21 protein-coding genes and 1 tRNA gene are annotated in these 21,975 nt (G+C 44.2%); 4 read left to right on the forward strand and 18 right to left on the reverse strand.

Annotation, left to right across the window (positions count from 1 at the left end):
• Positions 1–63 precede the first annotated feature (63 nt).
• Entirely contained in the window at positions 64–1,896 is a 1,833-nt protein-coding gene (locus tag ACSSS3_RS08725; protein ID WP_442847244.1) for a GNAT family N-acyltransferase, read from the forward strand.
• On the opposite strand, the gene ACSSS3_RS08730 is transcribed toward ACSSS3_RS08725, so the two are convergent.
• The 16 genes from ACSSS3_RS08730 to ACSSS3_RS08805 all read right to left on the reverse strand — a co-directional run bounded on the left by ACSSS3_RS08730 (position 1,883) and on the right by ACSSS3_RS08805 (position 16,848).
• Positions 1,883–2,374: a GNAT family N-acetyltransferase gene (locus ACSSS3_RS08730; protein WP_442847245.1), complete on the reverse strand. Its 492-nt coding sequence runs from the start codon at positions 2,372–2,374 to the stop codon at positions 1,883–1,885. The two genes, ACSSS3_RS08725 and ACSSS3_RS08730, sit on opposite strands and share 14 nt — an antisense overlap.
• 38 nt (positions 2,375–2,412) lie before the next feature.
• Positions 2,413–3,018: a MarR family winged helix-turn-helix transcriptional regulator gene (locus ACSSS3_RS08735; protein WP_442847246.1), complete on the reverse strand. Its 606-nt coding sequence runs from the start codon at positions 3,016–3,018 to the stop codon at positions 2,413–2,415.
• A gap of 80 nt (positions 3,019–3,098) precedes the next feature.
• The gene (locus ACSSS3_RS08740; RefSeq protein WP_442847247.1) at positions 3,099–4,037 is read right to left on the reverse strand and encodes a 2-hydroxyacid dehydrogenase; all 939 of its coding nucleotides are present in this window, start codon (positions 4,035–4,037) and stop codon (positions 3,099–3,101) included.
• Positions 4,038–4,046: 9 nt separating this feature from the next.
• A complete protein-coding gene (locus ACSSS3_RS08745; RefSeq protein ID WP_099644496.1) occupies positions 4,047–4,454 on the reverse strand; it encodes an acyl-CoA thioesterase in 408 nt (135 codons plus the stop codon).
• A 119-nt stretch (positions 4,455–4,573) separates the two neighbouring features.
• Entirely contained in the window at positions 4,574–4,858 is a 285-nt protein-coding gene (locus ACSSS3_RS08750; RefSeq protein ID WP_442847248.1) for a type II toxin-antitoxin system ParD family antitoxin, read from the reverse strand.
• Between the two features lie 103 nt (positions 4,859–4,961).
• Entirely contained in the window at positions 4,962–6,311 is a 1,350-nt protein-coding gene (mgtE, locus tag ACSSS3_RS08755) for a magnesium transporter (RefSeq protein ID WP_442847249.1), read from the reverse strand.
• Between the two features lie 212 nt (positions 6,312–6,523).
• The gene (gene rsmA / locus ACSSS3_RS08760; protein WP_442847250.1) at positions 6,524–7,378 is read right to left on the reverse strand and encodes a 16S rRNA (adenine(1518)-N(6)/adenine(1519)-N(6))-dimethyltransferase RsmA; all 855 of its coding nucleotides are present in this window, start codon (positions 7,376–7,378) and stop codon (positions 6,524–6,526) included.
• A 48-nt stretch (positions 7,379–7,426) separates the two neighbouring features.
• Complete coding sequence (locus ACSSS3_RS08765; RefSeq protein ID WP_442847251.1) at positions 7,427–7,753, reverse strand: DUF4286 family protein; 327 nt, start codon at positions 7,751–7,753, stop codon at positions 7,427–7,429.
• 16 nt (positions 7,754–7,769) lie between these two features.
• Entirely contained in the window at positions 7,770–9,551 is a 1,782-nt protein-coding gene (locus ACSSS3_RS08770; RefSeq protein ID WP_442847252.1) for a tetratricopeptide repeat protein, read from the reverse strand.
• A 146-nt stretch (positions 9,552–9,697) separates the two neighbouring features.
• Positions 9,698–10,969 carry a serine--tRNA ligase gene (gene serS, locus ACSSS3_RS08775; RefSeq protein ID WP_442847253.1) on the reverse strand — a complete coding sequence of 424 codons (1,272 nt, stop codon included), beginning with the start codon at positions 10,967–10,969 and terminating at the stop codon, positions 9,698–9,700.
• An 86-nt stretch (positions 10,970–11,055) separates the two neighbouring features.
• A complete protein-coding gene (locus ACSSS3_RS08780; RefSeq protein ID WP_442847254.1) occupies positions 11,056–12,405 on the reverse strand; it encodes an HTTM domain-containing protein in 1,350 nt (449 codons plus the stop codon).
• Positions 12,398–13,333, reverse strand: a complete 936-nt coding sequence (locus ACSSS3_RS08785) for a bifunctional riboflavin kinase/FAD synthetase (protein WP_442847255.1) — start codon at positions 13,331–13,333, stop codon at positions 12,398–12,400. The genes ACSSS3_RS08780 and ACSSS3_RS08785 overlap by 8 nt, the downstream gene beginning before the upstream one ends.
• Before the next feature lies 1 nt (position 13,334).
• Positions 13,335–13,955: an aminoacyl-tRNA hydrolase gene (gene pth / locus ACSSS3_RS08790; RefSeq protein ID WP_442847256.1), complete on the reverse strand. Its 621-nt coding sequence runs from the start codon at positions 13,953–13,955 to the stop codon at positions 13,335–13,337.
• 1,003 nt (positions 13,956–14,958) lie between these two features.
• Positions 14,959–15,303, reverse strand: a complete 345-nt coding sequence (locus ACSSS3_RS08795) for a hypothetical protein (protein WP_442847441.1) — start codon at positions 15,301–15,303, stop codon at positions 14,959–14,961.
• Positions 15,242–15,880: a 50S ribosomal protein L25/general stress protein Ctc gene (locus ACSSS3_RS08800; RefSeq protein ID WP_099644506.1), complete on the reverse strand. Its 639-nt coding sequence runs from the start codon at positions 15,878–15,880 to the stop codon at positions 15,242–15,244. Before ACSSS3_RS08800 ends, ACSSS3_RS08795 begins: the two co-directional genes overlap by 62 nt.
• Positions 15,881–15,906: 26 nt before the next feature.
• A complete protein-coding gene (locus ACSSS3_RS08805; RefSeq protein WP_099644507.1) occupies positions 15,907–16,848 on the reverse strand; it encodes a ribose-phosphate pyrophosphokinase in 942 nt (313 codons plus the stop codon).
• Positions 16,849–16,980: 132 nt separating this feature from the next.
• Between ACSSS3_RS08805 and ACSSS3_RS08810 the strand changes: the two genes are divergently transcribed.
• A tRNA-Leu gene (locus ACSSS3_RS08810) sits at positions 16,981–17,060 on the forward strand.
• Between the two features lie 289 nt (positions 17,061–17,349).
• Here ACSSS3_RS08810 and ACSSS3_RS08815 read toward each other — a convergent pair.
• Entirely contained in the window at positions 17,350–18,021 is a 672-nt protein-coding gene (locus ACSSS3_RS08815) for a DUF4304 domain-containing protein (protein WP_442847257.1), read from the reverse strand.
• 1,086 nt (positions 18,022–19,107) lie between these two features.
• On the opposite strand from ACSSS3_RS08815, the gene ACSSS3_RS08820 reads away from it, so the two are divergent.
• Both ACSSS3_RS08820 and ACSSS3_RS08825 read left to right on the forward strand, forming a co-directional pair.
• Positions 19,108–19,614 carry a GreA/GreB family elongation factor gene (locus ACSSS3_RS08820; protein WP_442847258.1) on the forward strand — a complete coding sequence of 169 codons (507 nt, stop codon included), beginning with the start codon at positions 19,108–19,110 and terminating at the stop codon, positions 19,612–19,614.
• 264 nt (positions 19,615–19,878) lie between these two features.
• Positions 19,879–21,345 carry an MFS transporter gene (locus ACSSS3_RS08825; RefSeq protein ID WP_442847259.1) on the forward strand — a complete coding sequence of 489 codons (1,467 nt, stop codon included), beginning with the start codon at positions 19,879–19,881 and terminating at the stop codon, positions 21,343–21,345.
• Positions 21,346–21,366: 21 nt separating this feature from the next.
• On the opposite strand, the gene ACSSS3_RS08830 is transcribed toward ACSSS3_RS08825, so the two are convergent.
• A complete protein-coding gene (locus ACSSS3_RS08830; RefSeq protein WP_442847260.1) occupies positions 21,367–21,966 on the reverse strand; it encodes a DUF2652 domain-containing protein in 600 nt (199 codons plus the stop codon).
• Positions 21,967–21,975 lie beyond the last annotated feature (9 nt).

Consider the following 21,975-nt stretch of genomic DNA (forward strand, 5'->3'; position numbering starts at 1 on the left):
TTTTTGATATCAAACCCTGATTGGCCTGCCTTCTCGTAGCTCAATCGCTTTATTTCAATATTCATGGGATTAGTAACAGCAAAAGAAGTTGCCAAAGCAATCAATGTAGATAAATATGGTTTTGCGGGTACTTTTTTAGGTTGGTCCCTGATGAAGGTTCTCAAAATTTCAAAGGCAAACGAGATCTACGACCGCAACAAGCACCTGAGTGATCTGGAGTTTTTAAATGCGATTCTGGGTGAGTTTCAAATCAATTTTGAAATCCCCGAAGAAGATCTAAAGCGTCTGCCCAAAACCGGCAGTTACATCACCATAAGCAATCATCCGCTGGGCGGAATAGACGGGATTTTGCTGCTGAAACTAATGATTGAGCAGCGTCCTGATTTTAAAATCATAGCAAACTTTCTCCTGCACCGCATAGAGCCGCTGAAGCCTTATGTGATGCCGGTTAATCCGTTTGAGGAGCATAAAGACGCCAAGTCTAGCATTGCCGGTTTTAAACAGGCGATTCGGCATATACGCGACGGGCATCCGCTCGGGATATTTCCGGCAGGTGAGGTTTCTACCTATAGAGATGACAAGCTCATCATAGATAAACCCTGGGAAGAGGCAGCGATGAAGCTCATTAAAAAGGCTGAAGTTCCCGTAGTTCCTATTTATTTCCACGCGAAAAACAGCAGGTTATTTTACCAGCTTTCCCGCATAAGCGACACCTTGCGTACGGCCAAATTGCCTTCAGAATTGCTTACGCAAAAAAATCGCGTGATTCATGTGCGTATAGGTAACCCTATTAGTGTTAATGCCCAAAAAGAGCACGAAAGCCTCGAAGATTTCACCGATTTCCTGCGGAAGAAAACTTATATGCTCGCCAAGACTTTCGAAAAAAAGTCGATTCTGAGTACCATTCCGCAGTCTTTAAAGGTGCCTAAAGAGCCCAAAAAAATTGTCAAGGAAATCAAAGGCGAACTCATTGAGCAGGAAGTAGACAAGCTTCGGGAAAACGACCGGCGTCTGTTGCAAAGTAAAAACTATGAGGTGTTTTTGGCTTCTGCCGAAAATATTCCAAATATCCTAAAAGAAATAGGGCGCTTACGCGAAATTACGTTCCGCGAGGTAGGTGAGGGTACTAATGAGCCTACCGATCTGGATCCCTACGATCACCATTACCATCATTTATTTTTGTGGGATGAGGATACCAAAAAAATTGCCGGTGCCTACCGTATGGGACTGGGCTCGCATATTATGCCCGAGCACGGTATTAATGGTTTTTACCTGCAAAGTCTGTTTCGTTTTGAGCCCGAATTGCACAAAATGATGGGCGAAAGCATCGAGATGGGAAGGGCTTTTGTGATTAAAGAATACCAGCAAAAACCAATGCCGCTGTTTTTACTGTGGCGCGGTATTGTACACACCACGCTGCGCTTTCCGGAGCATAAATACCTAATTGGCGGGGTAAGCATCAGCAACCAGTTTTCCAATTTCTCCAAATCGCTGATGATTGAGTTTATGAAGTCGCATTATTACGATCCCTATGTAGCGCAATACGTGAGGCCGAAAAAGGAATTTAAGGTGAAACTGAAGGATGCCGATAAGGAATTTGTATTTGATGAGACCGAAGCAGACCTGAATAAGTTTGATAAAATCATCGAAGAAATGGAAACCGGAAACCTGCGTCTCCCGGTTTTGATCAAAAAATACATCAAGCAAAACGCTAAAGTAGTTGCGTTTAATGTAGATCCGCTATTCAATAATGCGGTAGACGGACTCATGTATATCAAAATCGCAGACCTTCCGGAAAGTACGGTAAAACCCGTGATGGAAGAATTTCAGGCCGAACTGGAGCTTAAACTCGAGCAGTCTAAACGGGAGGAAGAAGATGCAGCTAATAGATCTTAGCACTTCGGCGCTCTAAAAAGGTATTGTCCTGCCAGTTGCCGTTGCGCCTGGCAATTTTTTCGTGTACCCCCAGAATGCGGAAACCCAGCTTTTGATGCAAGGCGAGGCTTGCTTTGTTCTGCGGAAAAATATGCGCCGTCAGCGTCCAGAAACCTGCGTTTTCGCTGGCATCAATAAGTGCCGAAAGCAACCGAAAGCCAACTTGTTTACCCTGATGAAGAGGCGAGACGTAAAGTGTAACTTCTGCCACCCCGCTATATACCTGTCGTTTTGAAAACGGACTCAAAGCAGCCCAGCCAATAACTTTATTTTCTGTTACCGCGACCAGTCTGCAGGATTTATGAAATCTCAAATCCCAGTCGCCATAAGTAGGAGCCTGTACTTCAAAAGTCGCAATACCGGTATCAATACCCTGCTGGTAAATCACCGCTACCTCGGGATAGTCTGATTCCTGAAACGGGCGTATACTGATATTCATACGGGTTGAAGTTTTGAGGATAAAACGGTTCTAGATCACTATTTTTTTGGCTGGTACTCCGGGCAGTCAAGCCTTCTGTTTTCAGGAGGTAATTGTATGCGTAGTTGCATACAAAATGCATAATTCAGTGGGTCTGAGCGGTAAGCCTGGCAGTCCAAACACGAGCGGTTTAGCGTGGCAAGTTGTGGTTGATTGAGGCGACCCAGTAAATTATACAGCGATTTGTAAAACTCTTTGAGGTTTTCTTCAGAATCCTGCGCTATAGCTTTTTGAAGTGGTTCGGAAAAGTCGGTTAAGCCCTTTAGCTTTTCTTCGCCCTGAGCCGTAAGCTCAATGTAAAACCTGCGGTTGTCTTTGTGATTGAGCTGTTTGTTGAGCCATTTTTTAGAAACCAAAGTGCTGATGCAGTCGCTTACCGTGGCCTTAGTCAGATTGAATTCCTGAACCAGATTGCTTACTGTATTTTCTTCCGGTTTATGGCTGGCTACAAAAATCAAAAGCTTTTGCTGTAACGGCGAAAGCTGATGTTCTTTCTGACTTTCCCAAAGCAGCGTTTTAAAAACATCTGCGAGTTTATCGAGCGCAGCGGTTGTGCGTAAGGCGAGACTTTGATTTTGGTAAGCAGGATCGTAGAGGTGTTGCATATTTGGGTCTTAGGTTCTTCTAAAATACTAAAAACCTTGCAAATAGGCATCTCATTCCTTAAAGTCAGGAAACCGAAGTATCAGGGCATCGCCAAAATTTTATCTACAATGGTTTGTGCCAGTTTGATTTTGCTTTCCACAGTCCACCCTGCGATGTGCGGGGTGAGCACCACGTTTTCAGCAGTGATCAGGTATTTAAGAGGTTCGGGCATTTGAGTAGCATCTGTGAAGAGGTTTTCAAACGAAAGCTTCTCATACTCCAAAACATCGAGACCTGCGCCCAGGATTTTTCCGCTTTTCAGGGCTTCAACCAGATCTGCGGTGACCACACTTTTTCCCCGGGCGGTATTGATAAGCCAAAAGGGCTTTTTAAAGCCCTTTATAAAATCGGCATCAACCATCTTATCGGTGAGTGGTGTCCAGGGTGTGTGCAAGCTTAAAACATCTGCTTTTTCCTGTAATTTTTCAAGCGAAACCTGGCGTGCATTGGCATTACCCAGATCAGGTCGGATGTCGTAACAAAGTACCTCACAATCAAAACCCTGTAATTTTTTCGCGAATGCGTTACCCATATTGCCATAGCCTATAAGTCCTACCGTCTTGCCCTCGAGTTCCAGACCCCGGTTTTTCTCGCGGTTCCACTGGCCGTTACGCACCTCGGCATCTGCCTGTTTCAGTTTGTTGAATAACATCAGGAGCATTCCCAGAGCGTGCTCGCCTACGGCATTTCTGTTTCCTTCGGGAGCAGCGATGAGGTGTACGCCTTTTGATTCGGCATACGGGATGTCAATACTTTCGAGGCCTGCACCTACGCGGGCAATAAACCTGAGGTTTGTTGCGGCATCCAGAAATTGCCTGTCAATTTTGAATCTACTTCGAATAACCACACCTTCATAATCGGCTATTTTTGCTTCGATTTCCTCTTTGCTAGAAGTATAATCCTCGTGATTGATATGACCTGCAGCGGCCAGTTGTTCAATCATAAGTGCGTGGTTGCTGTCTATGTGGAGTATTTTCATTAGAATAGTTTATTGGTTCACTTCTTCATAATAGGCGGTAAAGGATGCCGGTACACGCAGGGGTTTTCGGGTTTGCATATCGAGCAGGCACCAGTTGGTTACCGCTGTGGCCAGCACTTTCTCATCTGCCGGTCTGTGAATTTTGGTATGCCGAATAGAACGCACGCCTTCAAACTTCTCGACCCAGGTTTCAACGATGATCTGTTCGCCCTCAAAAGCAGGAGCGTGGTATTTTATGGTGTGTTCCAAAGCAACCCAGGCATATTGTTTTAGCATTTTTGGGGTTGAATTGTGCTGCCAGTGTGCTTCGGCTACATCCTGCACCCATTGCAGATAGATGACATTGTTTACGTGACCCAAACCGTCAATGGCTTCGGCGGGAATGGTAACGTCAAGGGTAAAAGTTTTCGCATTCATTTTTCAAAAATAGGAAACTAAAATGGCGAAGCGGGTAGAAGAACGGATTTTGAGAATTATTTGGGAAGGTTTAGAGGTGAGTTCCAAGATCATTTTCAGCTTCACATGAAATCTGAATACTAAGCATTTTTACGCTTCTGATTTTCTTCAAAGCGCTTTTTACCCGCATCCCAGATTTCTTCAACGGTTTTAGAGCTTAAACCACTTTCCAAACCTTTGTCTATCTTCGACTTTAGATTTAAAAATTGAGAGTTGTTGTGCTGTTCGCGGCGAATGAGCGATCTGATGTACTCACTTTCATTGGTAAAATCACCTTTGCTGATTTGCTCCTTAATCCAGTCGTCGTACTTTTCAGTAACGGTAATGGTTTTGCATACGGTACCCATATCTAAATCAATTATCATACAATTGACTTAAATATAACTCAATTCTGCGAGAATGACGTGTGGATTTAAGGTCTAAGGAATTTACCGGGAACGGGTACTCGGTATTGAGAAATAAAGCTTTTTAAAACCCTAAAATAAGTTTGGCCAGGCTGAAGTAAATAAGAATTCCAAAAATATCGTTGCTGGTGGTGATAAAGGGTCCGGTTGCAATAGCCGGGTCAATCCCGCGCCAGTCAAGTAAAATAGGCACAAAGGTACCTACCAGCGCTGCTACAATAATTACGGAAAGCATTGCCACCGCTACGGTTGAACTCAGCAGCCAACCAAAACCGAAAATAACCCCAAAGCTTACTACCAAAATGCCAAGCGCCATGCCATTTATAAGACCAATACTTATTTCTTTAACCAAACGCAGCCACATACTGCCCGTCACGTTGTCGTTTGCCAGACCCTGCACAATAATCGCACTTGATTGCACCCCTACATTACCGGCAACCGCCGCAACGAGCGGCGTGAAGAAAAAGAGTTCGGGATGTACTGTTAGAGCTCCTTCAAAACCTTTCATGATATTCACAGCGCCAAGGCTGCCTACAAGACCCAAAACCAACCAGGGCAGGCGGGCACGGGTAAGTTCCCACACCGTATCATCGGCCTCAACGCCCTGCGAAAGACCGGCGGCCATACGGTAATCTTCATCGGCCTCATCCCTAATGAAATCGAGAATATCATCAACGGTAATACGGCCCAGCAGTATACCGTTGTCATTGACAACAGGCACGGCTTCCAGATCGTATTTTTGCATCAGTCGTGCGACATCTTCTGCGGTGTCGTGCACGTTAACCGAGTCTACATTGGGAATATAAATGTCCGAAATTTTGGATTTTGCATCAGCAGTAAGCAGGTCTTTGAGTGAAAGCCGGCCTATTAATCTATCGGTGCGATCTACCACATAAACCGAATGTACCCGGGTTACATTTTGCGCCTGCGCCCGCATTTTGCGCACACAGCCTGCAACCGTCCAGGTTTCGCGCACGCGCACCAATTCTTTTGCCATAAGACCCCCGGCAGAATTGTCGTCATACCGAAGCATCTCAACAATATCCCGGGCGTGGTCCTCGTCTTCAATGGCATCAATTACCTGCCGCTGAATCTCCTCGTCCAGTTCAGATAGGAAATCCACTGCATCATCGGTGTCGAGTTCGTTAAGTTCGTCTGCAATTTCCTGTGGAGAGAGGTTATCCAGGATTTCTTCCCGGTAGTCCTCATCCAGCTCCATCAGTGCCTCAGAGGTGGTCTCGCTATCCAGAAGCTTTACCAGATAGGTCGCTTCTTCGGTAGTGACCTCGTCCAGAATCTCGGCGATATCAGCGTGGTGCACGTCCTCGAGAAGATCAAGAAGACTCTGATTGTCGCCTACCTCGATAAAGTTTTCAATCTGCTCTATAAGGTCTTCGGTAAGTTCAAAAGCCATAGTCGCTACTGTATCGGGGTTAATACTCGTTTAAAGTCGTGCAAATATAATCAAACTAGGCCTTGCGCTCTGCTGCTTTAGGATAGATTTACCGCTGTGGTTGCAGGTCTAAATTTAACTTGAGAGCGAATCATACCACCCCAACCTTCTCTTCAAAGGCCAGGAACTTTAATCTCTCTAGTTTCAGGGAGATTTAGGGAGATTTTTGTGATTTAATTAATGCCGGGATCATTCTCAATGGCCCGGGTAAGCTCTATAAACCGGGTAACGCTCAGTTGCTCAGGTCTAAGGTTAAAAATTTCGCTTTCGCGAAAGGCTTCGCTGAGTTCGAGCTGCTTCAGGCTGTTGCGCAGGGTTTTGCGTCGCTGCTGAAAGGCCATTTTGACCACTTTGTAAAGGGCTTCGGGACTGCAGGCCAAATCTTTATAGTTTTCCTTTCGCGTAAGCCGTAAAACGCCGCTGTCTACTTTTGGCGGTGGATTAAAGACCGAAGGAGGTACGGTAAACAGGTATTCGGCATCGTAAAAGGCCTGGGCTAAAACCGAAAGAATTCCGTAAGCCTTACTGCCCTCGGGCTCACAGATGCGCTGGGCGACTTCCTTTTGAAACATCCCCGTAAACTCGGGCACCTGATCGCGCCACTCGAGCATTTTAAAAACGATTTGGGTCGAAATATTATAAGGAAAGTTTCCCGTTATCGCAAAAGGCTTGTCGCTAAACAAGGTGCTGAGGTCAACTTTGAGAAAATCGGCTTCTACCACCTCGAGATTACAGCCTTCCATTTGCTCGGCATACTCCAGCGGAAAGCTGTGGTTGAGGTACACGATAGACTCGCTGTCGAGGTCCATCGCGGTGATGTTCATGTCTTTGCGCAGTAAATATTTGGTAAGCACTCCCGTGCCCGGACCAATTTCCAAAATATCTGAATAGCCCGTGTAGGAAAGGGTTTCGGCAATTTTACGGGCGATAGTTTCGTCCTTTAAAAAGTGCTGCCCCAGATGTTTTTTAGCTTTTACGGGATCGTCTGCCCGGTGTTGGTTTTCGGTCTTTTTGAACTTTTTCTTCATTACCCGTAAAATAGCGATTTGAGCAAAACTAAAGCTTCCGGCTTCGGTTTAATGCGGATTAAATTCGGTTTGTTCGGTAACGATTTCCAATTCGGTTTTGAAAAACAGCACTTTATCACCAAATTTTCCGGCTTCGCCGTCCAGACGATCCACGTCTTCCTTGTAAAAACGGGCGAGAGCATCTTTGCTTTTTGCGGTATATTGAATGGAATAGCTTTGACCGCCCATTTCTTCCTCTACGAGTACTTTGGTCATCAGGGCTTTAATAAACTTCCCGGTTGCGAGCATCTCGGGGATGTGCTCATTGCGTATCCAGTACAGCCAATCCTTGTGTATGCTGTCGTCAACATTTACGGTTACATTGTAAATAATCATAGGGTTTGTTTTGTCTTTAGTTGATTGCGTCACCGCGCAATCTGCGGTATTTTTGCTGGGCATCTACATAAAAAATGCTGTCTGCAAAGTTAAATAGGATTTGCTCGTACTGCTCTTTTGCCTTTTCGGGCTGGTTGAGTTGAGCGGCATAGAGGTTTGCAAGCCGGTAATGGGCATCATCTGCGAGAATATCGCTACCATGGCTTTCCAGTATCTTCAGGTAGTTGTCTGCTGCCTTTTGATATTCTTTTTTGTCCTCAAAAAGCAGGGCTTGAGCCAGTAGGGCTTCGTCTTCAATTTTTTCGCCCGCGAAATCCTTTAAAACCCGGTCGTAGATGGCAATAGCATCTTCATCGCGATTCTGGTAACTGCGTAAATCGGCCTGTGCGTAGGTTTTTAAGGCGGTTTGGGTCGAATCGTTAACGGTATTGTCGGTAATGAGCAGGTACAAATCCTGAGCGTCGTTTGCAATGAGTTGTTCTGCGGAAGATTTAAGAACCTTCAACTGGGTTTTGGCCCATTCAAAATCGCCTTTGTAGTAACTGGTTTTGGCCACTTTAAAACGGGCTTCCTGAGCGATGACGTTGTCCTTAAGCTTTTTCTGAATTTGCGAATAGTAAATCAGCGCGGCATTAAAGCGCTCTTCAAGCACGAGAATATCGGCCAGTTCCATTTTGATACGGGCTTCCTGAAAGTTATTGAGTGGAAGGTTGAGCGCTTCTTCAAGCAGGTTTGTTGCCTGTTCTTTTTTTGCAAAGCGGAAGGCTAAAAAATGCGCATAATCTGCCTGAAGCTCTAAAGTTAAAGCCGATTTACCATACGTTTCAAGCAGGGAGGCATACTGCGCGTCGATATCCTTTAGTCCTTCAGGATTTGCAGATTTGAGTTTAAGTTCCAGGTATTTTTGACGGGCAAAAAGGCGCTGTTCCTCGTCGATGGTTTCGTTAATCAAATACTCCAAAATGCCGATAGCCAAAGTATCTTCTTCATTCTGTTCGGCGACAATGGCAAGGGTAGCGATCCCCGAAAAGTTACCGCTGCGCTTTGCGATTGCTTTTTCCTGTATAAAAGCCTTGTCGTATTCTTTTTGTTGAATAAACAGCCAGCTGAGCATACGATTGTAGAGCAGGTCTGGGTTGTCCTGCATACGCGTTAATATAACTTTGCGCAGGGTTTGATTGGCTAGGTTTGTATTGTCGTCGGTTATAAATCGGCTGATATTGCGCTGAGCATTTAGAGTTTGATTATCACCCTGCTCCAGCATATTCAGGTTCATCTGGAACATGGTTTCATAATCTCCAAGCTCACCGTATAATGAAGCTAATTGATAATCAAAACGGTTTGCGGGATTAATCTCCTGCGCGGTTTCATAAGACTTTATAGCTTCTTCCAGCAAACTGTATTTTTGAAAAGTGCGGGCTACGCCACTGGCATAACCCGGGTTTTCAGCTATGCCCGCGATGGCCTTATTGTAAAGAGCCTGCGCTTCGGTTTCCTTTCCCTGCAGCTGTTTGTTGTAACCCAGTTCAACCTCAAGAACGGGTTTGTTTCGGGTGTTTTCCAGAGTGTTAAGCAGCAGACTATCTGCTTTGGAATAGGCTTCCGTTTGCTGATAAGCTTCAACCAGACCGGTTACAAAGGTGAAGTTACCCGGCGTTTCTTTGACCAGACTTTCAAACACGGTAACAGCTTTGTCGTACTCGCCCTGCTCCATATAATTACGGGCAAGCAGCTCGTTTTGTGCGAAAGCACTAACGCCTGAAATCAGAATTACCGCTAAGAGAACAACTTTACGCAACACGCTTTTTTGATTTTACCCGGAAAAACCGGGATTGATGTCAATGGCAAATTTGAGGTACAAATTAAAAGCACCCCATTAAATATACTAAAGATGTGCCAGAACACTCCTGTACTAAACGTAATACCTGTGTAAAACGTACGCGGCTAGTCTATTTTATCAAAACCACAATACGGAACCAAAACCTCAGGGATTTTGATGCCGTCTTCGGTCTGGTAATTCTCTAAAATTCCAGCGAGAACGCGGGGCAGGGCCAGGGCGCTTCCGTTGAGGGTGTGTGCCAGTTGCTTGTTGCCGTCTTTGTCTTTGTAACGCAGTTTTAAGCGGTTTGCCTGAAAGGTTTTAAAGTTAGACACACTGCTGATTTCGAGCCAGCGGTCCTGTGCGGTTGAGAACACTTCAAAATCGTAGGTAAGGGTAGAAGTGAAGCCCAGGTCGCCTCCACATAATCTCAAAATACGATAAGGCAATTTAAGTTCGTCAAGAATACCTTTTACGTGTTCAACCATTCCGTCAAGAGCGGCGTCACTGTCTTCTGCGCGTTCGATGCGCACGATTTCGACTTTGTCAAACTGATGCAGACGGTTAAGACCGCGTACGTGAGCCCCGTATGAACCGGCTTCACGACGGAAACACGGAGTATAGCCTGTGCAGGTGATTGGCAGGTCTTTATCTTCGAGCAAATCATCGCGGAACAAGTTGGTCACCGGTACTTCTGCGGTTGGGATGAGGTACAAGTCGTCAAGGCCTACGTGGTACATCTGACCTTCTTTATCGGGCAATTGGCCGGTACCAAAGCCGGAAGCTTCATTTACCAAGTGTGGCACCTGATATTCCGTATAACCGGCAGCGGTGTTTTTATCCAGAAAATAGTTGATCAAAGCCCGCTGTAAACGCGCGCCTTTGTTTTTATAAACCGGAAAACCGGCGCCGGTAATCTTGTTACCCAGTTCAAAATCGATGATGTCGTATTTTTTAGCCAGTTCCCAGTGGGGCAGGCTGCCTTCAGCCAAAACGGGAATGTCTCCTTTTTTAAAGACCTCTTCGTTATCGGCATCACTTTTCCCTGCCGGCACACTCTCTTGCGGGATGTTTGGGATAGTGTACAGCAATTGGTCAAGGGCTGCGATAGTTTCGGCCAGAGTTTCCTGAAGATTTTTAGAATCTTCCTTCAGTTTACCGGTGCGCTCCTTGAGGATGTTGGCTTTTTTGGGTTCACCGTTTTTAAACAGCATCCCGATTTCTTTAGAAAGTTTATTGCTTTCAGCCAGCGTATTGTCTAGCGAAGCCTGGGTGCTACGGCGTTTTTCGTCCAGATCAAGTACCTGATCGAAAATGGTGGAAGCCTCAAAATTCCGTTTTGTAAGTGCTTGAATATAGGCTTCTTTGTGTTCACGAATGTCGTTAACGTGTAGCATGGCTTAAATTTTAGACGGCAAAAATACGGAATTGGGCTTTAAAAGAGTGTTTAAAACGACATGTCTGCACTTAAATAAGTGAAGCATTAATCCAGGACATGCTCTTTAACCTCTCGTTTACTCAAATCAGGCGAGGGCATCAGCCAGTCGTTGTGCCAGAAATAATCCCATTTGGCATCAGCCATATCCACTTCGGGATTGATAAGGGGATGGTAGGGACGGGCATTGACGCTTACTTTACAATCTACATAAATCGCAACATCGGTGCCTTTTGCAGCATAATCTTCTTTTACGCGCTGGCAAAACTGCCAGATACAATCCGGTTTTACGCTCACACTGCGCAGTTCTTTAGTGGATAGCCAGTCGCGGTGATTAAAGGGTAGTTCTTTTCCGGTACTTTTGTCAACCACTTTAAAATGAATCCTTCCGCTTTTAGAACGCAGCATCATGCGCCAGCTGAGGCGATGACCTTCTTCGGTCCAGAGTACATTATCTTGTATAAACCAGTGGCGTAAGGGCAGCGCGATTTGTACCAAAAAGTACAGGCCAAAAACCATAAGAATGGGTTTGTAATGTTTAGGTCTGATGATTTCACCGGCTTCGTAAAAGGTTTTTTTAGGCAGAAAAATGCGCTGTATGGTTTCTGCCGGAAAGAAAAACAGTGTAAATGCCAGTGACAAATACGGAAAAATCCCAATGTGGAAAATAAACGAATTGAACAGGTGAAAGAAGATCGAAATGATAAATGCCGTCTTTCGGGTGCGTTTCCAAAGCAGGGCCGGGATGATGAGCAGATCAAAAAAGATCCCAAAGTAGGCGATGCACCAGTGTACCCATTTTTGCTGAAGCATTTCGCCTACTAGCCAGTAATCGGCTTTTGATTGCATCAGCTGGCCGGCAACGCTGGCATCTAACCAGTCCGGGTATATTTTGGCCACCGAAGCATAGGTATACACAATCCACAACTGGGCGATGATGACGATATACACCCAGCGGGGCATGTGATTTTGTTTAATCTTCGGGTTTTGCTTTGCATCGAGCGATAAATAGCGATTCGCCGGAAAGCAGGCCATAATGCCCAAAAGCAGCATCAGCAGGTAATAATGGTTGTTGTAGGAAGACTTTTGCATCAGGTACACGCAGGTCCACATCACGCCGTAAGCAAGTACACTAAAACGGTATTTGTAGCCCAGCATTACAAGCACACCAAAAAAACCCATCAGCCCATAATAGTAATACATCAGGTCGCCGGGAAGCGGCTGTAAAAAGTCAAGGCCTATAAAGTTGAAGGTAAACTGCGGTTCAACGAGGGTGGTGCGTATCCAGCTCGTTGCGATGGCACCCCAGGCCTCACAGGTAATCAAAAACCCAAACAGGACCCTAAACACGACCAACGCGCTGTTGTCAACCTGCTTATAGAGCCATTGATTAAGCATTTAATTTTGCGATATAATCCCGGGAAAATACTTCATCTTCCTGCATTGCAGCGATAAGCTCATCAACTCCGTTAAATTTCTTTTCATCCCTGATGCGGGTAAGCAGGGTGATCTCCAGATGCTGCTCGTACAGGTCGCCTTCAAAATCAAAGAAGAAGGTCTCAATGCTGAGATCGCTACCGCCCACGGTAGGGTTAGTGCCTATGCTCATCATCCCGTAGACCGTTCGGTTAGCAATAACAGACTGCACCGCGTAAACCCCTTTTGCGGGAATGATTTTATAGTCTTCTGCGATTTTTAGGTTGGCAGTAGGATAATTAAATTTACGGCCCAGGCCTTTGCCGCGGGATACGGTTCCGCTAAGCATAAACGGGTAGCCCAGATATTCGTTGGCACGATCGAGATCGCCTTCAAGCAGGGCTTTGCGTATTTTGGTCGAACTCACCGCAACATCATCCACATCCTGCTTGGAAATTTCTTCCACATCAAAATCATACTGTTTTCCAAAGGCTTTTAAATCTTCTATATTGGCATTTCGGTTACGGCCAAAACGATGGTCGTAGCCTATGATGACTTTGCGGGCTTTGAGTTGATCAACCAGAATATCCTTGACGAATTCTTCTGCGGTAAGCCTTGAAAACTCCTGGGTAAACGGGTGAATCACCAGATGATCAAGACCGGTGGCTTCAAGTAAAGCGATGCGCTCGTTAATGGTATTGATGAGCTTGATCTGCGCTTCTTTTTGCAGGACCATCCTGGGATGTGGGAAAAAGGTGAGTACCACAGATTCCAGGTCGTTACCGGCCGCACTGGCCAGCAAACGCTTGATGATCTTGCGATGGCCCAAATGCACCCCGTCAAAAGTGCCAATGGTGACTACCGTACCTTTTGTACCGTTAAATTCTTGTGCTGATGTGTGCTGTCTCAAACTATTTGCCGTTATACGCGTTCATCGTATTTGTAATCCCCGAAGCTATAAAACTTTCTATAACCTTGCACGAGATATCCAGTCTTTCGGGCATGTCTTTTTCTTCTTCGCTGTCCCACTCGCCTAAAACGTAATCGATTTGTTTGCCTTTGCTAAAACGATCGCCTATGCCAAACCGAAAGCGGTTGTAGTTTGAAGTGAGCAGCTGGTTTTGAATGTCTTTTAGTCCGTTATGACCGCCGTCGCTGCCTTTGGTCTTTACGCGAATGGTGCCAAAATCGAGATTGAGATCGTCTGTAATGATGAGCAGGTTCTCCAGGCTTATTTTTTCTTTTTGCATCCAGTATTTTACCGCTTTACCACTGAGGTTCATATACGTATTGGGCTTAAGCAAAATCACGGTTTTACCGCGCACTTTGAGCAGGGCGATATCTCCAAGTTTTTCGGTAGCCCAGGTTTCTTCTTTTTCTGCCGCGTAGGCGTCCAGTATTTTAAAGCCGATGTTGTGGCGGGTGTTGTGATATTTGGGGCCAATGTTGCCCAATCCCACTATGAGGAATTTTTTCATGGGGTCAATGTTCTCTTGTTTTGTGCCGAAAAGTTTTCCGAAAAATGAAATCATACGGTATTACGGGTATGAAGTGCTTACATCCTAATTTTTTGTGCCCGCGTCACGCCCGAAGCATTACGGGAAGCGACCCGGTTCATAGGCACGGGACAAAGTTAACATTTTGAATGGGAGTGCGTCTTAATGAAATTAGAAATAGTTTTAGTGAGTAGGCAGTCTCAGTTTTTAGTTAGCAGTTAGCAGTTAGCAGTTAGCAGTTGGCAGGTAAAAGGTGGAAGGTATGAAGTAAGAAGAAAAAGGTGAAAAGTCAAAAAACTCAGCATTCCGCATTCTTAACTAGTCAGACAGTCATTTCGAAGGAGCCCTAAGCGACTGAGAAATCACATCAGCTTGGAGTTGCACATACACGGCTTCCTGGGTGGCGGCAGTCAGGTGCGGGTTGTAAGTTACAGGTGGGAATTTAAAATAGTAGTTTAATTCTGAGTTTGGAGTTTGGAGCGCGCAGAGTTGGTTTTTTGGATCGTTTGAATTCATAACTCAGCATTCCGCATTCAGAATTAGTAGGCAGTCTCAGTTTTCAGTTGGCAGGTAAAAGGTGGAAGGTATGAAGTAAGAAGTAAAAGTCAAAAAACTCAGCATTCCGCATTCTTAACTAGTCAGGCAGTCATTTCGAAGGAGCCCTAAGCGACTGAGAAATCACATCAGCTTGGAGTTGCACATACACGGCTTCCTGGGTGGCGGCAGTCAGGTGCGGGTTGTAAGTTACAGGTGGGAATTTAAAATAGTAGTTTAATTCTGAGTCTGGAGTTTGGAGCGCGCAGAGTTGGTTTTTTGGATCGTTTGAATTCATAACTCAGCATTCCGCATTCAGAATTAGTAGGCAGTCTCAGTTTTCAGTTGGCAGGTAAAAGGTAAAAAGTCAAAAAACTCAGCATTCCGCATTTTTAACTAGTCAGGCAGTCATTTCGAAGGAGCCCTAAGCAACTGAGAAATCACATCAGACTGGAGTTGCCGAGATATCTCTTCCTGGGAGTAGGCGGTCTTCGAAAATCAGAAATCAGAAATCAGAAATTCTGCTTTGCGTGATGTACGGTGTTTGCTTTTGCGCGATTGTATCGCGCGGTTTGGTATTGTTTTTATAGAGGAAGCCGGTGCGAATGACTTGATTTTCCGTGCGTGAGGGACAGTAGTGGAAATCCCGCAGTCCCGAAAGATCGGGACGAGGAATTGCAACGGATGGCCCGACCCTTGTGGTCACGCCCAAAACACGATTAGTATAAAGCAAAAAAAAAGAGGCTGCCGATGCGGCAACCTCTTTGATTTGTAAAAGGAAACAGGGTCTACTCTTCAGCTTTTGCTTCTTCAGTTTCTCCTTCTGCAGCAGCAGTTTCTCCTTCTTCACCTTCTTCTTCCTCGTCTTCAAGATCTTCAACCATGTTACGTGAAGTACGTACCTGACAAACGATGGTGTCTTCCGGGTGCATATATTTCCAGGGACCTTGCTCGATCTCAGAGATTGAACGCTTATCACCAATTTTAAGGTCGCTGATGTTAACCGTAACGTAATCTGGAAGGTCTTTAGGAAGAGCCTTAACACGTAGTGTACGGTAGGTTTTACGCAATACACCCCCGTTACGTACCCCGCGAGAGTTACCCTCGTAGTGTACCGGTACGGTCATAGCTACTTCTTTACCTTCAAAGATTTGATAGAAATCGATGTGAAGTATGCGATCTGTTACCGGGTGAAACTGGATGTCCTGAAGGATCGCCATATAGGTGTTTCCGTCAAGCTCCAACGTCGCGGTATGCGCATCTGGAGTGTAAACCAAATCTTTAAACGCAATTTCCGGCGCGTTAAAGTGCACTGGTTCATCCCCTCCGTAAAGTACGCAAGGAACCTCTCCAGCATTACGTAGGGCTTTAGTTGCCTTTTTGCCCACGCTTTCTCTTTTAGATCCTGTGATCGTGATTGACTTCATTTAAATATATATTAAGTATTAATAAATTACATTAAGAATTTTGACGCGATTGAGGTGTTGCTGTGCACCCGGTGCATCACGTCTGCAAATAAATCTGCGCAGCTTACGATGCGCACTTTATCGCTTTGTTGTTTTGGAGGAATACTGTCTGTAACAATCAATTCCTGCAGTTTGCTTTTTTCGAGTCGCTCGTAAGCGTTGCCACTTAGCAGGGCGTGTGTACAAATCGCACGTACGCTCAAGGCACCACGCTCCATCATCAAATCTGCTGCCTTGGTCAGGGTGCCGGCGGTGTCTACCATATCATCTACAAGAATGACGTTGCGTCCTTCTACGCTACCTATCAGTTCCATATAGCTGATGACGTTTGCCTTCTCGCGCTGTTTGTAACAGATTACCACATCACAATCTAAAGCTTTTGAATAGGCATAAGCCCGTTTAGAACCACCCATATCGGGTGATGCGATGGTGAGATTAGGCAGGTTGAGTGAGCGCAAATAAGGCAGAAACACCGTTGATGCAAACAGGTGATCTACGGGACGCTCAAAAAAGCCCTGAATCTGATCGGCGTGCAGGTCCATCGTAATAATACGTGTCGCACCTGCGGTCTCTAATAAATTGGCAACCAGTTTTGCAGCGATAGGTACGCGTGGCTTGTCTTTACGATCCTGGCGTGCCCAACCAAAGTAGGGAAGCACCGCGGTAATATGACGTGCCGAAGCGCGTTTTGCTGCGTCAAGCATCAGGAGCATTTCCATCAGGTTTTCACTGCTGGGCATGGTTGAACCTATAATAAATACCCGTGTACCGCGTATCGATTCTTCAAAGGAAGGCTGAAATTCGCCGTCGCTGTAAGTAGACGTGATGATTTTGCCCAGAGGTTGCCCGTAAGCTTTAGCTATTTTTTCGGCTAAATCCCGGCTTTGTGTGCACGGGAAAATTTTGGCTTCAGGCGTTGATACTGACATGGTTATCTTATGTTTAGAGTTCCTCAATTTATAAGAGGGTGCAAAAGTATAAATTAAATTGGCTTTGAGAGATTTATTTGATGTCTTTTTTGCTTGGTAAAATAGAATTTTTAGTATTTTTGCCCTCCAATTGCCTCGGTGGCGGAATTGGTAGACGCGCTGGATTCAAAACCCAGTTCTTACGAGTGTGGGTTCGATTCCCACCCGGGGTACTTAAAGGGCTTAGGTGAAAACCTAACCCTTTTTTTATTGCTCAGATACAACATTATAAGGATTTCGTCGAGTTAATAAAATTAAGAATCATTTGGGCTTTTTTAATTTCAATGTTTATTAATACCCTTAAATTACTACATTAGACTCTAGATATTTTGGTTAGCATAACGATGATGTATCAATCCTATTTTGCTAGTGCAGCTGCTGATAAAGCTTTGAATAGTGTTGTTGATTTTTAGTTACACACTTTATGAGGTAGTGTCCACACACTCGATTGTGGGTAGTTTTTTATTCAATTGTTAGATCTTTAATTTTATTTTCGAGGTGTCTTTCAGTTTCCCTATACGATTTGGTTTTTCTGCCAAATAATAGTTTCTTTTTTAATTCATTAACTCCTGCAATTCCGATTTTAGCAAATTCTTTGGCGATACTTTTGTTTCCAAGTAAGAGGTTTATCTCTTTTAAAAGATTAGCCAATTCAATGTCGTTTCCGACATAATATTTTCCAAGTATTTTATAATTGTCACTTGTTTGTAAATCTATCGGTTTTATATTATCAAAAGGATGAGGAAAGTCCGCAAAATCATTGTAGAACTTTGCTCCTTGGTTTTGAAAAGCATTCCAAATTGAGTTTACTTCCTCGAGATTTTTTTCTTGGTCATTATGAATATCCCAAGCTCCACCTGTCCTTTCTAATGGCTGCAATCTTTTTCGAATTAGACAACTTGCATATGTGCTTTTCTCAAAAGATAAACCAGCTAAATCGTTCATAAAATCAAAGCAAATAGCGGTTTCACAATAAATTGTTCCGCCCCATCTACTTCCTTGAAGTCCAAAAATATTGATAATATGATTTTCTTCTGGTTTTCTGTAATGAAATCCAGAACCTTTCCACCCTAATTCACGAATTTTCGGTGAAAAATGTTTTGCTATCAATTTTCTAAATTCAGCCGAGTCCATAGTTTTAATACTCTTTGTTTAAATTACCCACAACTTGTTATATCAATACAAATATAGTCGTTTGTAAAAGTGATTGACGGGATATCAACTCTTTTATTGCTAATCATCAGCAGGTTACAATTAAGTAAAGTTTTAAATATTTATACCTCAAAACAGCAATATCCCGGTTTACAATCCAACGCGTTTTTGACCATTCACCCTATTATAGAGCCCGCTTTGCTTCTAGGCAGCTACCGGTTTACGTGCAGGCATCTTCCAGGTGCTACCACACTGCTACCACAGTGAAACCACACTCCAACCACACTTTACCACAGTTTTTGTGGTGGAATATGGTATCAAATTGGTTAGAAGGTAGTTGAGCCCAGACTGATCTTTGAACGATGCGCAAAGTAAACTGGATCTTAACCGGGAGCGGGGGAGTCCCAGGCTCCCGCTAACGGAATAAGTAGATCGTATTACAGTTACTCCCTGAATTCTGAAGGCGATAAGAATTGAGCCGGCATTAAACGGAATGCTTTACAAACATTCTATTTTAGCAGTTGTAAAGCGCGGTTCCTATTTTTTATGAGGCTTAGGCCAGGGCATTAGGGCGCTATGAGAGTGATTTGGGATAAAGTGGCACGGTTTGACCGACACACCTGGCACGGTCACTCCGAAATTACTAAATAAGGTTTAAATGGATCATCTTAGCTTTTTAGTAGCTTCATCCGGGAGGTATGTATGCCTTATCGTAGCATTGTATTCGGGTAAAGTACGGGTGAACTACGGGTCAACCTCGGGTGAACTTTGCACTAGTAGTGGTGCGTAATTTATTTAGGATAGGATTTCGGAAATGGACGTGTAAATTACAACAAAATTCGTTCCCTTTAGCAGATTAGCTCTTTATACTTCGGCATAGTTCAGTTGGAGATGGGGAACAGGTAAAAGCACAGGACAGTGCATTTTATGCGGGTTGGATCACGCCAGATTTGACCGGTCCGTTTAAAGGGGAAAAAGGTACTGAGCATTGGTGAAGTCCAACATTATACTTTATTTAATACCCGTTCCCTTTTAAAATACCTAGCTTTTAGACTTACAACACAAGCTATGAGCAGAGGATTTGTAAAAGAAGACGATCAGGAAGAAACGCCTATAATTCCGCCAAGGGCGGCTTTACCTGCCGGTGCGACCAATTATGTGACTCCGGCCGGATTGCAGGCATTAAAAGAGGAGCAGAAGGAGTTACTGCGGGAAATCTCAGATCTTGAAGAGCCCGATGAGCGGGAGCGGCGCAGAGCACTGGCCGTACTCAATGGAAAACTCAATTTACTTAAGGAGCGACTTGCAAGTGCCAGACTGCTGGATAAAGTAGATACCGATGAGGTGCGTTTTGGCGCACGGGTGACTTACACTATCTCAGGGGCCAATAAACCGGTAACGTTACAGATTGTGGGAGTTGATGAGGCAGATGTTAAGCAACAAAAAATAGCATTTACGGCTCCGGTAGCACGTGCCTTGATGGGGAAAAAGCCGGGAGAGGAAACTACGCTGCAGCTGGGTGATCAAAGCAGACGAATTTGCATTCAGGAAATTAGCTATTCTGCTAAAGACTGACTGTTCATTTCGAATTCGAGTTGTAAAACGGACATAGATTTTTGATTAAAAGTGAATAAAGCCTCATTTCGGAGGCTTTTAATTTTTTTATTGTCGTTCAAAGGTAGTATCTTGGGTCGCTGTTAGCTTATAGTCCAAAAGAATATATGCTATCTTTTTACCTTAGTTCTTAAAACCTAAAATAGCTTTTACGCAATCGATTTCCTTAAGATTAAGGCAGGTCGGTATCGTAGACTAATACAGAATTCATTTAGCCCGTTATCTATGAGTACGCAATCCCAAAAATTATCCATTAAAGAAAAAATTGGTTACAGTCTGGGCGATTTGTCTGCAAACCTAGTGTTTCAGACCTTAATGACCTACCTCGCTTATTTTTACACCGATATTTACGGTCTGAAGGCCAATGATGCTTCGGTGATTATATTTATAGTGGGGATGATCGCGGCTTTTGGTTTTAATCCCGTAATCGGTGCGCTTGCAGATCGTACGCGTTCCCGCTACGGTAAATTTAGACCGTGGATTCTCTATACGGCCATTCCTCTGGGAGTAGTAGCATTGCTGGCTTTTACAACACCTGATTTTGACTACAAGGGCAAAGTAATTTACGCGGTAGTTACCTACACCTTGTTGTTGCTGCTTTATGCTGCCAACAACCTGCCGTATTCGGCCTTGAGTGGTGTGATTACAGGTGATATGAGTGAGCGCAATAGCTTGTCTTCCTATCGCTTTGTCGCGGTTATGTTTGCCCAGTTCTTTGTTCAGGTATTTATGTTGCCCATTATTGAGTCTGCCGGAGGTGGAGATCAGGCTGTAGGTATTGAGATCGTTATGACCTGGCTGGCTATTATAGGTACTGTAATGCTGATCATTACGTTTTTGACCACAAGAGAACGTATAGTTCCTACCATAGATCAGGAATCGAGTTTGAAAGAGGACCTGGGTGATTTGGTTAAAAATAAGCCCTGGGTGATCATGCTTGTGCTTACAACGTTGGTTTTCATTACCCTCGCGATGAAAGGGGGTTCGTATGTCTATTACTTCAAAAATTATGTAGATCCAACCTCGCTTACAACCTTTATAGAACCCATTTTGAGCGGACTTGAAGCTATCGGCGTTAATTTTTTTGGTGAAAATCCGGTTTCTGCGGGCTTCGGTCTTTTTAACGCGGGCGGAATCATTTTTATGATTGTAGGTATCACATTTTCAAAGCGATTTGCAGATAAGTATGGGAAGCGGGATGTTTTCGGCGTAGCCTTATTTATATCCACGCTTTTTATTCTCGCTTTTTATTTTTTCCCGAAAGACGCCGTGATCCTTATGTTTGTATCTCAGATTTTACACGGTTTTTTCTACGGAATCACGATTCCCCTGCTTTGGGCAATGATCGCAGATGTTGCTGATTATTCCGAATGGAAAAATAACCGAAGAGCCACCGCTATAATATTTTCGGCAATGATGGTGGGGCTTAAAGGAGGTCTTAGTATTGGTGGGGCACTGGTTGCCTGGATTTTGGGTCTGTACAATTACATAACCAAAGAAGCCGCTACGGTAGCCGTTGAAGATATCATACAGCCCGAAACAGCAATACAGGGCACAAAATTATTGGTAAGTATTTATCCTTCTATCCCGTTCTTATTGGGTGTGGCACTGCTTTTCTTCTATGAAATTAACAAAGCCAAGGAAACACAAATTGAGCAGGATCTAAAACAGCGCAGGTTAAGTAAACAGTAAGTTTTAAGAGAGAAACAGTTTTTAATTCAGCGGATTAAGGTCTACATATTTGTAATTGAGAACCCCCAGATGCTCAATGTCAAGATGCCCTTCGTGTATTTCAGACCAGTTGCAAAAACCGGCGAACTCATCTTTATCAAATTTGCTATACACCTGTTCTGAAAATACGATGTACTCCTCAATAGGGATATCGTTTTTAAGCATACGATGCGCGGTAATGACATCCTCTCCCATCAGTTTTATACGATTACCTATGGGTACCATGGCAATTTCTTCGCCGTAGTGAAGTATGATTTTAAGACCTAAAATTTCAGAGATGCTGCGGGCATCCTCCTCGTTTTTATGCTTTTTGTACAACTTGTCTATGCGTTTGTAGAATTCTTTGTAGAAGGTTTTACATTGTTCTACCAGTTCTCCAATAGCCGGTAACTCGCCGCTTCTAAAGAAAAGTACTGCATCACCTTCTATTTCAGAAACCTGCAGATTTATGGTATTGGCATAAATAATCTCATTGAGCAGTGCAGGTATGACCTGTGCTGTAAGATCAAAGTTGGCCTCCCGCATAAACTGGGTAAAACCGCTTATATCGGGGATGCAAATTAATGTGGGTTCTGCTTTCATAGCTGCAAA

Origin of the sequence: Leeuwenhoekiella sp. H156 (assembly GCF_052218455.1) — a bacterium.
GTDB classification, from domain to species: domain Bacteria; phylum Bacteroidota; class Bacteroidia; order Flavobacteriales; family Flavobacteriaceae; genus Leeuwenhoekiella; species Leeuwenhoekiella parthenopeia.

Coding starts and splice junctions, on each gene's coding strand:
- ACSSS3_RS08725 (WP_442847244.1), top strand. CDS start 64: ATGGGATTAGTAACAGCAAAAGAAGTTGCCAAAGCAATCAATGTAGAT.
- ACSSS3_RS08730 (WP_442847245.1), bottom strand. CDS start 2,374: ATGAATATCAGTATACGCCCGTTTCAGGAATCAGACTATCCCGAGGTA.
- ACSSS3_RS08735 (WP_442847246.1), bottom strand. CDS start 3,018: ATGCAACACCTCTACGATCCTGCTTACCAAAATCAAAGTCTCGCCTTA.
- ACSSS3_RS08740 (WP_442847247.1), bottom strand. CDS start 4,037: ATGAAAATACTCCACATAGACAGCAACCACGCACTTATGATTGAACAA.
- ACSSS3_RS08745 (WP_099644496.1), bottom strand. CDS start 4,454: ATGAATGCGAAAACTTTTACCCTTGACGTTACCATTCCCGCCGAAGCC.
- ACSSS3_RS08750 (WP_442847248.1), bottom strand. CDS start 4,858: ATGATAATTGATTTAGATATGGGTACCGTATGCAAAACCATTACCGTT.
- mgtE (WP_442847249.1), bottom strand. CDS start 6,311: ATGGCTTTTGAACTTACCGAAGACCTTATAGAGCAGATTGAAAACTTT.
- rsmA (WP_442847250.1), bottom strand. CDS start 7,378: ATGAAGAAAAAGTTCAAAAAGACCGAAAACCAACACCGGGCAGACGAT.
- ACSSS3_RS08765 (WP_442847251.1), bottom strand. CDS start 7,753: ATGATTATTTACAATGTAACCGTAAATGTTGACGACAGCATACACAAG.
- serS (WP_442847253.1), bottom strand. CDS start 10,969: ATGCTACACGTTAACGACATTCGTGAACACAAAGAAGCCTATATTCAA.
- ACSSS3_RS08780 (WP_442847254.1), bottom strand. CDS start 12,405: ATGCTTAATCAATGGCTCTATAAGCAGGTTGACAACAGCGCGTTGGTC.
- pth (WP_442847256.1), bottom strand. CDS start 13,955: ATGATTTCATTTTTCGGAAAACTTTTCGGCACAAAACAAGAGAACATT.
- ACSSS3_RS08800 (WP_099644506.1), bottom strand. CDS start 15,880: ATGAAGTCAATCACGATCACAGGATCTAAAAGAGAAAGCGTGGGCAAA.
- ACSSS3_RS08805 (WP_099644507.1), bottom strand. CDS start 16,848: ATGTCAGTATCAACGCCTGAAGCCAAAATTTTCCCGTGCACACAAAGC.
- ACSSS3_RS08815 (WP_442847257.1), bottom strand. CDS start 18,021: ATGGACTCGGCTGAATTTAGAAAATTGATAGCAAAACATTTTTCACCG.
- ACSSS3_RS08820 (WP_442847258.1), top strand. CDS start 19,108: ATGAGCAGAGGATTTGTAAAAGAAGACGATCAGGAAGAAACGCCTATA.
- ACSSS3_RS08825 (WP_442847259.1), top strand. CDS start 19,879: ATGAGTACGCAATCCCAAAAATTATCCATTAAAGAAAAAATTGGTTAC.
- ACSSS3_RS08830 (WP_442847260.1), bottom strand. CDS start 21,966: ATGAAAGCAGAACCCACATTAATTTGCATCCCCGATATAAGCGGTTTT.